The organism is Nocardia vinacea NBRC 16497 (genome assembly GCF_000308835.1).
In the GTDB taxonomy this organism is placed as follows: domain Bacteria; phylum Actinomycetota; class Actinomycetes; order Mycobacteriales; family Mycobacteriaceae; genus Nocardia; species Nocardia vinacea.
The window spans coordinates 71,879-83,551 of sequence record NZ_BAGN01000167.1; the positions used below are offsets into that span (position 1 = coordinate 71,879).

Annotated in this window: 13 protein-coding genes; 2 read left to right on the forward strand and 11 right to left on the reverse strand. The window is 65.8% G+C overall.

The genetic code is table 11. The features are described from left to right. Positions 1 to 196 precede the first annotated feature (196 nt). Positions 197 to 1,843 (reverse strand): AMP-binding protein, encoded by a 1,647-nt coding sequence (locus ON44_RS22590; protein ID WP_040693277.1) that lies wholly within the window; start codon positions 1,841 to 1,843, stop codon positions 197 to 199. Then, entirely contained in the window at positions 1,843 to 3,483 is a 1,641-nt protein-coding gene (locus tag ON44_RS22595; protein WP_040693280.1) for an AMP-binding protein, read from the reverse strand. Before ON44_RS22595 ends, ON44_RS22590 begins: the two co-directional genes overlap by 1 nt. Positions 3,484 to 3,578: 95 nt before the next feature. On the opposite strand from ON44_RS22595, the gene ON44_RS22600 reads away from it, so the two are divergent. Continuing rightward, positions 3,579 to 4,433 (forward strand): helix-turn-helix transcriptional regulator, encoded by an 855-nt coding sequence (locus tag ON44_RS22600; RefSeq protein ID WP_040693281.1) that lies wholly within the window; start codon positions 3,579 to 3,581, stop codon positions 4,431 to 4,433. A 13-nt stretch (positions 4,434 to 4,446) separates the two neighbouring features. On the opposite strand, the gene ON44_RS50380 is transcribed toward ON44_RS22600, so the two are convergent. The 5 genes from ON44_RS50380 to rpsP form a co-directional block, all read right to left on the reverse strand. Beyond that, complete coding sequence (locus ON44_RS50380; RefSeq protein WP_157187258.1) at positions 4,447 to 4,677, reverse strand: hypothetical protein; 231 nt, start codon at positions 4,675 to 4,677, stop codon at positions 4,447 to 4,449. A gap of 117 nt (positions 4,678 to 4,794) precedes the next feature. Beyond that, positions 4,795 to 5,475: a tRNA (guanosine(37)-N1)-methyltransferase TrmD gene (gene trmD, locus ON44_RS22605; RefSeq protein WP_040693284.1), complete on the reverse strand. Its 681-nt coding sequence runs from the start codon at positions 5,473 to 5,475 to the stop codon at positions 4,795 to 4,797. 33 nt (positions 5,476 to 5,508) lie between these two features. Continuing rightward, positions 5,509 to 6,033, reverse strand: coding sequence for a ribosome maturation factor RimM (gene rimM / locus ON44_RS22610; protein WP_040693286.1), 525 nt, complete (start codon positions 6,031 to 6,033; stop codon positions 5,509 to 5,511). Beyond that, the gene (locus ON44_RS22615) at positions 6,034 to 6,276 is read right to left on the reverse strand and encodes an RNA-binding protein (protein ID WP_040693288.1); all 243 of its coding nucleotides are present in this window, start codon (positions 6,274 to 6,276) and stop codon (positions 6,034 to 6,036) included. Positions 6,277 to 6,358: 82 nt separating this feature from the next. Continuing rightward, the gene (gene rpsP / locus ON44_RS22620) at positions 6,359 to 6,781 is read right to left on the reverse strand and encodes a 30S ribosomal protein S16 (RefSeq protein ID WP_040693291.1); all 423 of its coding nucleotides are present in this window, start codon (positions 6,779 to 6,781) and stop codon (positions 6,359 to 6,361) included. An 84-nt stretch (positions 6,782 to 6,865) separates the two neighbouring features. Between rpsP and ON44_RS50385 the strand changes: the two genes are divergently transcribed. After that, a complete protein-coding gene (locus ON44_RS50385) occupies positions 6,866 to 7,174 on the forward strand; it encodes a hypothetical protein (protein WP_157187259.1) in 309 nt (102 codons plus the stop codon). A gap of 75 nt (positions 7,175 to 7,249) precedes the next feature. On the opposite strand, the gene ON44_RS46985 is transcribed toward ON44_RS50385, so the two are convergent. The 4 genes from ON44_RS46985 to ON44_RS22640 form a co-directional block, all read right to left on the reverse strand. Then, positions 7,250 to 7,828, reverse strand: a complete 579-nt coding sequence (locus ON44_RS46985) for a Uma2 family endonuclease (RefSeq protein WP_051182337.1) — start codon at positions 7,826 to 7,828, stop codon at positions 7,250 to 7,252. A 250-nt stretch (positions 7,829 to 8,078) separates the two neighbouring features. After that, positions 8,079 to 9,062, reverse strand: coding sequence for an LLM class F420-dependent oxidoreductase (locus ON44_RS22630; protein WP_040693293.1), 984 nt, complete (start codon positions 9,060 to 9,062; stop codon positions 8,079 to 8,081). Between the two features lie 128 nt (positions 9,063 to 9,190). Continuing rightward, a complete protein-coding gene (locus ON44_RS22635; protein WP_040693296.1) occupies positions 9,191 to 10,285 on the reverse strand; it encodes a metal-dependent hydrolase family protein in 1,095 nt (364 codons plus the stop codon). A gap of 155 nt (positions 10,286 to 10,440) precedes the next feature. After that, positions 10,441 to 11,673, reverse strand: a 1,233-nt coding sequence (locus ON44_RS22640; RefSeq protein WP_040693299.1) for a signal recognition particle protein, incomplete at its 5' end; no start/stop codon positions are given.

Here is an 11,673-nt window from a genome sequence, read left to right on the forward strand (position 1 = left end):
TAAACCGGCCTGCCGATGCCCCGAATCGTGCGGTGCCAGTGCTGGTCCGGGAGATCGGATTGAGGACTTGGACAACTCGCGCTCCCGCCTTCGGACCGCGACGACTGATTTCGTGAGCACATGGGTAACTCGTCGGGGACGTCCAAGACTCTGCCGACAACTCGACCGCCGGCCCGCGACGAAAGTCTTCGAGCACTCACGACCGGCCAAAGGCCCGGGGAGGCGGGGGAGCGAGCAGTTCTGCAGCCAACTCACGCATTTCGGCCTTGCGGATCTTGCCGGTGACAGTCATCGGGAACTCCTCGACGATGTGCACGTAGCGCGGGATCTTGAAATGCGCGAGCTTGCCGGTACAGAAAGCGCGGATCGCGTCGGCGTCCAATGGTGTTGCGCCGTCCTTCATTCGGATCCAGGCCATCAGCTCCTCGCCGTATTTCGGGTCGGGGACGCCGATCACCTGGGCATCGAGGATGTCCGGATGGGTGTAGAGGAATTCCTCGATCTCGCGCGGGTAGATGTTCTCGCCGCCGCGGATCACCATATCCTTGATCCGACCGGTGATCGCGAGATACCCGTCGTCGTCCATGACGCCGATATCGCCGGTGTGCATCCAGCGGGCGGCATCGATGGCCTCGGCGGTCTTCTCGGGTTCGGACCAGTAGCCGAGCATGACCGAATAGCCGCGGGTGCACAGCTCGCCGGCTTCGCCGCGCGGCACGGTCAAACCTGTTGCGGGGTCGATGATTTTGACCTCCAGGTGTGGGCCGACCCGGCCGACGGTCGCAGTGCGGCGGTCGATGCCGTCGTCGCGACGGGTCTGGGTCGATACCGGGGAGGTTTCGGTCATGCCGTAGCAGATGCAGACCTCGCTCATGCTCATGCGATCGATCACCCGCTTCATCACCTCGACCGGGCAGGGTGATCCGGCCATGATGCCCGTGCGCAGGCTGGAAAGGTCGACCTGTTTGCCCGAATCCAGTTCCGCGAGTATGGCGATGAACATCGTCGGTACGCCGTAGAGCGAGGTGCACCGCTCCGCGGCGACCGCATCCAAAGTTGCGACCGGGTCGAACGCGGGTGCCGGAATCACCACGGCCGCACCGTGGCTGGTGCTTGCCAGGTTGCCCATGACCATGCCGAAGCAGTGGTAAAACGGCACCGGCACGCAGATCCGATCCTGTTCGGTATAGCCGCAGAGTTCACCGACGAAGTAGCCGTTGTTGAGAATGTTGTGGTGGCTCAACGTCGCCCCCTTGGGGAAACCCGTTGTGCCGGAGGTGTACTGGATATTGATCGGGTCGTCCATGGATAACGTCGCGGCGATCTGCGCAAGTCGTCCGGCGTCGATATCGGACTGCGCCACCGCATCCCATTCGGGAGTACCGAGTACCAGGACCTGTTCCAGGCCAGGACAATTCGGCCGGACCTGCTCGATCATGGCGACGTAGTTCGAGGCCTTGAATTCCGGCGCGGCGATCAGCATGCGCACACCGGCTTGGCGCAGCACATATTCCAGTTCGCTGGTGCGGTAGGCCGGATTGATATTGACCAGAATCGCACCGAGTTTCGCGGTCGCGTACTGGGTGAGGAACCATTCCGCACAGTTCGGGGCCCAGATGCCGACCCGGTCGCCCTTGGCGATACCGCGTTCGGCCAATCCGGTGGCAAGTGCGTCGATCGCGGCCGCCAGTTCGCGATAGGTCCAGCGGCGACCGGATGGACAGTCCACCAGGGCTTCTCGGTCCGCATAGGCGGCGGCCATGCGGTCGAAATCATCGCCGATGGTGTCGCCGAGCAGCGGGGTTTCCGCGGTGCCCGATGTGTAACTCGCCAGTGCGGACATTACCGAACCCCCTGCTGCCGCAGGATGAACCGCTGCACCTTGCCGCTGGGCGTCTTGGGCAGGGCGTCCACGAAATGCACCTTGCGTGGATACGCGTGCGCGGCGAACTTGCGTTTCACCAAGGTCTGCAATTCGGCCTCGAGTTCGCTATTCCCTTCGAAACCGTTGCGCAGCACCACGAATGCCTCGAGCACTTCGCCACGCAATTCGTCGGGCATGCCGACCACCGCGGCCTCGACCACCCGCTCATCCAGCACCAGCACGCTTTCGACCTCGAACGGGCCGATGCGGTAACCGGCCATGATGATCACATCGTCGTCGCGAGCCGAGAAATGGAAGAAACCGTCCGCATCCTGGGATCCGGCGTCCCCGGTCAGATACCAACGGCCGTCGGCGGTATAGCGCTGCGCGGTGCGTTCCGGGGCATCGAGGTAGCCGAGGAACCACAGCAGCGGACTGCGTCGAGTATCGATGGCGACTCGGCCCAGTTCGCCGACCGGCGCTTCGACGTCGGCGACGTCCGTGAGCACCGCGCAATGCCATCCGGGCATCGTCCGGCCCATCGAGCCCGCGGGTGTGTCCACCCGCAGCGCGTCGTGCCAAGAATTGCAGATGAGCATGCCGTGCTCGGTCTGCCCGTAATGGTCGCGCACCGCAACTCCGAGTGTTTCGACCGACCACGTCACCACATCCGGGGTGAGCGGTTCGCCCGCCGAGGACGCCCGCCGCAACCGGAGATCCGTCGGGGCGGTGGCACTATCGGCACGCAACGCGCGGTAGACCGTCGGCGCGGCGGTGAAGTTGGTTACGCCGAACCGTTCGAGCACCTGCCAGGTCAGCGGCGCAGAGAAGGCGGCATGCAGCAGCAGACTGCGAATACCGGAGGCCAGCGGGCTCAGAATCGCCCAGTACAGCCCGTACGCCCAACCCGGATCCGCCGCATTCCAATAGACGTCGTCCGCTCGCACGTCCAGCGAAAACTCCTGGTACGCATGGAATGCCGCGAGTGCCCGCACCGGAATCGGCACGCCCTTCGGAGTGCCCGTCGTGCCGCTGGTGAACAACTGCACCAAAAGCCCATCCCCGCCGACCGCCACCGCGGCCGCGCGCGGATCGTCGGCGGAGTAAGCGGCGAGCAGATCCGCAAACCGCGGCGGCGCCTCGGCGACTGCCCGGTCGTTCCCGGCAATGATGACGCGCCAGGGCGGATCGGCCGGGATGCCGTCGCCCGGCACCAACTTTGTCGCCTGATCCGCGTCGGCGATGACGATCGTCGTGCCGCTCGCCTCGAGCCGGAAGGCGATGGCGGGTGGGGCGAATGCGGTGAAGAGCGGGACGTGGACCGCGCCGCGACGCCAGATGCCCAGCAGTGCGACCACCAGGTCGGCGGATTTCGACATCAGGGTGGCGACGCGGTCGCCGGGTTCGACGCCGAGGTCGGCGAGGGCGACGGCGAAGCGCTGGGAGCGCTCGCGCAACTCACCGTAGGTGAGGTCGGTCGAGGTCAGGTCGGGGTCGACGATGGTGAACGCGATGCGGTCGGCGGGGTGCCGGTCGCACAGCAGATCCGCTGCGCTGACGTCGGGTCCGTCGTAGGTCTCCAGTAGCTCGCGCACGCGCGCGTTCAGGTCCGCGGTCATCTCGCCTCTCCTCATCGGTGATCCAGGCCACCTCGTCTCCAATAGGATGTGGGTCACATCGTGTTCGGCACTACCCCCGAAAAGGGGTGAGTCTTTTGACCCACACCACCGCGCTGCTGCGGCCGCGTGACGGCGACGCGCTGCGCGCCGAGATCCGATGGGTGGCGAATAAAGCGGGCGTGCCGGTGGTTTTCGGCGGCGAGGTGCACAATGATGCGCTGCTGCTCACCGAATTCGTCGGCACCGTCACCAATGGCCTGCGCGGACTGACCGTGCTACGCACCTCCGGGCTGGGCGGCCGGGTGATGGATATGCGCCGCCCAGCCTCGGTCGCCGACTACCGCAATGCCGCCGAGATCACCCACCACTACGACGGTCCGGTCTCCGGCGAACGCATCCGCTCGGTGCTAGCGGTGCCCGTGGTGGTCGACGATCGCTCCCGCGCGGTGCTCTATGCCGCCAATCGTGGCGGCACACCGCTCGGCGACCGCACCGCCGATCTGGTCGTCGCGGCCAGCCGACGCCTGGCCACCGAAATCACCATCCGCGACGAGGTGGACCGCCGCCTGCGCCTGCTGGAAATAACCACTCCCGCGCCCGAGACCGCGCCCGCCGTCGCCGAGGAACTCCGCGAGATCAATGCCGAACTCCGCGGCGCGGCGCGCTCGGCCGAGGACGAACGCCTACGCGAACGCCTGCACTCGGTGTGTGAACGCCTCACCCGAGTCCTGGTCGGCGACTCACCCGCGGATGCCCCGCGCCTGTCCCGACGGGAACTCGACGTGCTGTCCCAGATCGCGCTCGGTTGCACCAATCACGAAGCTGCCCAACGCCTTTCGCTCGGCCCGGAAACGGTCAAGAGCTATCTGCGCAACGCGATGACCAAACTCGACGCACACTCCCGCCACGAAGCCGTTGTCACCGCTCGGCGCTTCGGTCTGCTGCCCTGACTCGGGCCGTTGATCACCGGCCGCCGGTGCAAACCCCTTCGGGGGTGTACTGGCATGGGCGCTCGTTCCGGCCCTTGTATTGCCCGTGATTGCTACTGCGGCCGCGCTGACCTGCGCCATAGCCGCCCCGGCCGGCATCCGGATCATGCGTATCCCGATCCGCGGCAACTCTGACTACGACGAGTTCCGGCGCCACCAGATCCGATAAGACCATCATGGCGCCACCGATGAGAGTCGAGGCCATCGCTCGACGCACCATCCCGAACCGAGCCACTGTCACCATAGCCACCTGCCGTTGTTCACCGTTGATTAATGTGCCGTTAATCAACGATACATTCGATAGGGCGTCGAGTCTGCAGTTTCAGTCGTCAAGCAAATCCGGACGTCGTTCGCGCGTACGGGCAAGGGACTGTTCGCGTCGCCACGCGGCGACCTTGGCGTGATCACCGGACAGCAGGATCGGCGGCACTTCGAGACCGCGCCAGGAGACGGGGCGCGTATAGCTCGGCCCCTCGAGCAGCCCATCGGAGAACGAATCCTCTTGGTGGGACTGCTGATTGCCGAGAACGCCAGGGAGTAGGCGGACCACGGCCTCGGCCATCACGAGGACTGCGGCTTCACCACCGATCAGAACGTAGTCGCCGATGCTGACCTCTTCGACACGGACCCGGCGGGCGGCATCGTCGAAGACACGTTGATCGATGCCTTCGTAACGGCCGCAAGCGAATACGAGGTGCTGCTCGCTCGCCCAGCGTTGCGCGGTGGCTTGCGTGAAGGGCACTCCGGCGGGAGTCGGCACCACGAGCAGGGCGTCGTCGGGGCATACCTCGTCGAGGGCGTCACCCCAGACAGTCGGCTTCATGACCATGCCCGGCCCACCGCCGTAGGGTGAATCGTCGACGGACTTGTGCACGTCGTGCGTCCAGCGACGCAAATCGTGCACGTCGAGGGAGATCAGGCCCTTGTCGATGGCCTTGCCAAGCAACGCCGTTCGCAGCGGCTCCAGATACTCCGGAAAAATCGTGACGACATCGAGTTTCATGCTGTCCTCTGTTTCCGGTGGATCGGCGATCCGCTACTCCGGATCGAGCAGACCCTCGGGCGGATCGATGACGACCAGTTGATCGGCCAGCGACACCGTCGGCACGATCGCGGTGACGAACGGGATCAGGATCTCCCTGCCGTCGTCGGCGGCGCGCACCGAAAGCAGTTCTCCCGCAGCCGAATGCAGCACTTCGGTGACCTTGCCGACAACAGTGCCATCGGTGAGCTGGACGACCAGCCCCTCCAACTCGTGGTCGTAGTACTCGTCCGGATCCTCCGACGGCGGCAGCTCCGCACTGTCCACGACGAACAGCGTGCCGCGCAGCGCATCGGCGGCGGTACGGTCGGAGACCCCGACGAGTTGCACGAGAAGTCGGCCCGAATGCTCTCGGGCCGACTCCACGGTGAATTCACGAACTTCTTTGGACCGCGCCGCCCGCCCGCGCAGCCGCACACCGGGTGCGAAACGCGCGTCGGGATCGTCGGTGCGGACCTCGACGACCAGTTCGCCGCGCACACCGTGCGATTTGGCGACCCGGCCTATAACGAGTTCCATTTAAGCGTCGGTATCGACCACGTCGACCCGGATGCCCCGGCCGCCGATTCCGGCGACGAGGGTGCGCAGCGCGGTCGCGGTACGACCGCCGCGACCGATCACCTTGCCCAGATCATCGGGGTTGACGTGCACCTCGACGGTGCGTCCGCGGCGGCCGGTGATCAGCTCGACCCGGACGTCATCCGGATTGGCGACAATGCCGCGAACCAGGTGCTCGACGGCATCGGCGACGACGGCGCTCACGACTCCGCCTCGCCGGCGCTCGGCTCCGTCGTGCGCGCCGTGGGCGCAGTGCCTTCGGTTCGCTCGCTACGCTCGCTCACGGTTATTCAGCAGCCTCGGTCTCGGCCTCGTCCTTCTTGGCGGCCTTCTTCTTGGGGGTGACGGCCTCGGCGACCGGCTCGTTATCGGCGGCGGCCAGCGCGGCGTTGAACAGGTCCAGCTTGGACGGCTTCGCGGGCTTCACCTTCAGGGTGCCCTCGGCGCCCGGCAGGCCCTTGAACTTCTGCCAATCGCCGGTGATCTCCAGCAGCCGTTGCACGGCCTCGGTCGGCTGCGCGCCGACACCCAGCCAGTACTGCACGCGCTCGGAGTTGATCTCGATCAGCGACGGCTCTTCCTTCGGGTGGTACTTGCCGACGTTCTCGATGGCGCGGCCGTCACGACGGGTGCGGGCATCGGCGATGACCACGCGGTACTGCGGGTTGCGGATCTTGCCGAGACGGGTGAGCTTGATGCGAACAGCCATGTGCTGATCTGCCTTTCAGTGGTTGGTCACGGCGCAATTCAGCGACCCGCACGGTCTGCGAGCCCGGTTTTGCGCTTGGAGTGTGTGACCGCCGCGCGGTACGTAACCGGAGACGGGCTGACACTTGTCCAGGAAGGACGGTGGTCCATTCTGCCAGACCGGTCCCCCGCTCCTGAAATCGCGTCGTCGGTAAACGGACGGCCGCCCGGCACGGATAACTACATCATGGGGATTTTCCGGAGGCGCCGTCGGCGCACGCGGGGCGAGGTTGCCGAGGCCGCCACCGAAATCGGCGGTTACACGGCCATTGAATTGTTGGAGCCCGACCTGCCCCAGGCCACTGTCGGCGGTATCCGCGGCGTGATCAGCGGGATCGCGAACCTGCTCAGCTGACGGTCGAGCCCCCCGATTACGTGGTTCGGTAGCGCAGCAGCACGACGGAAGTCGCGGCTCTCGGTCAACAGCACCTCACCGCAGATCCGCCGTGTTGACAGTGATCGGAACGGGCCCCGGAGCCACGGCCGTCTCGCCCGCCGCAACGTATACCTCCTGGCGGTATCCGCGCTCACCGAGCCGATAACCCTGGAAGCGCGCCGGCTTGTTCTCGGGCAATTCCACTATCCACAGGTACGGGACGCGCGCGGCCGCATATCCGGCGATCCGTGTATCGCGCTCCTCGCGGGTATTGCCGGGAGACCACACCTCGACGGCAAGCAAGAGATCCTCGGGCGCGAAGCTGGTGTGGTTGATATCGACATTCACTACAGCGATATCAGGAACGACCCCGGTACGGAATGCCGTACTGATCCGCACCGCCACTGCTGGGAGCACATTCAAATCGGTCCGTCCCGCAGCCCGCAGCGCGTCGCGCAACAGAATCGCCAACTCCAACGACGCATACTGATGCGGACCGCCCGGCGCTGGCGTCGTGTAGAGGTACCCCAGGATGAGTTCGAGTCGAGATCCATCAGACGGCTGCTCTTCGGCCAGCCAGTCTTCCACAGTCGTCGGCCCCAAGGGATGAATCATCGCAACCTCGGCGCTCATCGTCATGTCCCGTCCGATCTCCGTCGCCTGCGACCGTCACCATGCGACTTTGTCTGCGATGCAACTTTGTGTTTCCACTGTCACCTGACCGCTGTCATGTCGGTGACGTCGTGGCACCGACCAGACAAAGCGGCTCGAGCTGATTTCAGAGACTCGGGCGGCGGCGAAACCATCTCGTCGCTTCGAGCAACAGCCCGAGCGCCCGTTCTCGAGCATGGATCGCGAACGGACTCCCGGGCCGATGCCACTTTTAGTGGACCAGCGGCGCGAGGGTGCGCCCGGCAAGATCCACGGCACCCGGCTCGTGGCCGTTCGTCACCATGTTGACGATGAGACCCTGCACGCCCTGGTCGAGCACCCTGGCCTGCAGCTGCTCGGCGACGTCGGCTGGGCTGCCGACGAATTGGCGATCGGCGATGGTTTGCTTGCGCTCGTCCTCCGAAAGTGTGGACAAGTCGACGCCGATGCCGCGCAGTAGATCCTGCTGTTGTTTGCGTGCGCGGTCGCCGTCTTCATCGATCATCAGGAAACAGAGGTAGCTGACCTCCAAAGTCTCCGGGTCGCGGTCGATTTCGGCACAGCGCTGGTGCAGTGCCTCGACCTTGCGGGGCAGTTCGGAGGCATTGCAGATGATATTGATGTGGTCGGCGAAGCGGGCCGCCAGCGCGAAGGTCTTCTTCTCGCCGCCGCCACCGAGCAGAATGGGCAGGTCATTGCGCAGCCGCGGCTCATTCATGGCGTTCTCGGTGTGGTACCACTTGCCATCGAAGGTCGAGTGTTCACCGCGCAGCATCGGGGTAATGATCCGCAGCGCCTCGTCGAGCCGCTGGAATCGTTCGGTGAAGGTGCCGAATTCGAAACCGTAGGCCTGGTGTTCGAGCTCGAACCAGCCGGCGCCGATGCCGAGCACGGCCCGTCCGCCACTCACCAGATCCATGGTTGTGACGGTCTTGGCGAGCAGGGCGGGATTGCGATAAGTGTTGCCGGTTACCAACGCCGACAACTGAATTCGTTCGGTGGAAGCGGCGATTCCGGACAGTGTTGTGTAGGCCTCGAGCATCGGCTCACTCGGCTCGCCGAGCCCGGGCAGCTGGTAGAAGTGATCCATGACGAAGACCGTGTCGAACCCGGCGGCTTCGGCCTCCCTGGCCTGCGCGACCACGGTGGGAAAGAGTTCGCTGACGGGCTGGCCATAACTGAAGTTGGGCATCTGATAACCGAGGCGAATGGTCATGACCCGACCCTACGCGCGCCCGGCCCCCGCCCTCCCGATCTTGGCCGCATCAACCCGCTGACCTGGGAGTCTGTCGCACACCGACGGACCACCCAGCGCAAGCAATGGCCCGTGCGCGATGCGGCGGGTCAGCGGTGGCCGGTGACCGGATTGTGGGTCTTGACGAGGCGGCCGCGCAGGATGACGTACTGGGGCTCGGTGAGCGCGGCCGGGTTGATGCGCGGATCTTCCTGGTAGACAACGAAATCCGCTGGCGCACCGGCCTCGATGCCCGGTCGGCCGAGCCATGTCCGGGCATTCCAGGAGGCAGCGCCGAGTGCGTCGTGGTTCGACAGCCCCGCCCCGGACAGGGCGGCGATTTCGTCGGCGATGCGGCCGTGACGGATGGAACCGCCCGCATCGGTGCCCGCGAAGATCGGAACGCCCGCATCGTGCGCATTGGCGACGGTGCGGCGGACACGCGCGTGCAGATCGCGCATATGTGCGGCGTAGATGGGGAATTTGCCTGCGCTGTCGGCGATTTCGGGGAAGGTGTCGATATTGATCAGCGTCGGGACCAGCGCGGTGCCGTGTTCGGCCATCAACTCGATGGTGTCGTCGGTGAGGCCGGTGCCGTGTTCGAGGCAGTCGATGCCCGCGTTGATCAGGCCGGGCAGGGCGTCCTCGCCGAAGACGTGTGCCGTCACCCGCGCGCCGTTCACGTGCGCGGCGTCGATCGCCTCCTTCAGGATCGAGTCACTCCACAGCGGCCGCAGATCGCCCACCGACCGGTCGATCCAGTCGCCGACGATCTTCACCCAGCCGTCGCCGAGCCGAGCCTGTTCGGCGATGATCTCCGGCAGATCGCGCTCATCGTCGAGTTCGATGCCGAGTTCCCGGATATACCGCCGCGGTCGGGCGATATGGCGGCCCGCGCGAATGATCCGCGGCAGTTCCTCGTGCTCATCGATGAAGTGCGTATCGATCGGTGACCCCGCATCGCGCAGCAGCAGCGCACCTGCGTCCCGCTCGGTCTCGGCCTGAGTGATCGCGCCCTCGCGATCCTCGTGGCCCCCGCCGTACCGGATTCCGACGTGACAGTGCGCATCGACGAGTCCGGGCACGATCCACCCTGTGCCGCACAGTGTTTCGGCTCCCGCGACGGGCTCGAACGACACCAGGCCGTCCCGTACCCACAGGTCACGCACTTCGTCATCAGGGAGAACCACACCCCGCAGATGCACACCAACCTCCTCGACCGTCGTCGGCGCCGTCCAACCTAATGCCCACGCCCCTTGACGGTCACCCCGCCTGCGGCTCCCCAGCCGACGTTCGTCAGCCGGGCACGGTGGACAGTCCGTTGCCTGCGCCGCGACCGCGTCAGGGAAGGCGGAGCCGCCTACTTCTTGGGGAAGTTCAGCTTGGACAGGTCGAAACCTTCGAGGCCGGGCGGCAGCTGGTCCAGCCCGGCGGGCATTCCGGACAGATCCGGCATACCGGCGGGCATTCCGGGCATGCCGGGTAACCCACCGCGCATCTTCGGCGGTGTCGGTCCGCGGCCGCCCTTCTTCCCCTTCTTGCCCTTCTTCGCATTGCCGCGGCGCGAACCGGGCAGGCCCATCTGGCGGCCCATCATGGCCATCATCTTCTTGGCCTCGAAGAAGCGGTCGACGAGTTGGTTGACCTCGGAGACCTGCACGCCGGAGCCGTTGGCGATGCGCAGGCGGCGAGATGCGTTGATGATCTTCGGGTTCGCGCGTTCTGCCGGGGTCATACCGCGGATGATCGCCTGCACCCGGTCGAGCTGCTTATCGTCGACCTGGGCCAGCACATCCTTCATCTGGCCCGCACCGGGCAGCATGCCGAGCAGGTTGCCGATGGGGCCCATCTTGCGGATCGCGAGCATCTGATCGAGGAAGTCCTCGAGCGTCATCTCGCCGCTGCCGATCTTGCGGGCGGCTTCCTCGGCCTGCTCCTGGTCGTAAACCTGTTCGGCCTGCTCGATCAGGCTCAGCACGTCACCCATGCCGAGGATGCGCGAAGCCATCCGGTCCGGGTGGAAGACGTCGAAGTCCTCGAGCTTCTCACCGGTGGAGGCGAACATGATCGGCGCACCGGTCACATTGCGGACCGACAGCGCGGCACCACCGCGGGCGTCACCGTCGAGCTTGGTGAGTACGACACCGGTGAAGCCGACGCCGTCGCGGAAGGACTCCGCGGTATTGACGGCGTCCTGACCGATCATCGCGTCGAGTACGAACAGCGTCTCGTCGGGCTTCACGGCATCGCGGATGCCAGCGGCCTGCGCCATCAGCTCGGCGTCGATACCGAGGCGACCGGCGGTGTCGACGATGACCACGTCGTACTGCTTGCTGCGCGCCTCCGCGACACCGGCCTCGGCCACCGCGACCGGATCGGCCGCCGAAATGCCCAGCGGATTCTCGCCGCCGCCGATGGAGGTGCCGGGATGTGGTGCGAAGACGGGCGCACCCGCACGCTCACCGACCACCTGGAGCTGGGTCACCGCGCCGGGGCGCTGAAGGTCGCAGGCCACCAGCAGCGGCTGATGTCCCTGTCCCTTGAGCCATTTCGCGAGCTTGCCCGCCAGGGTGGTCTTACCGGAACCCTGCAG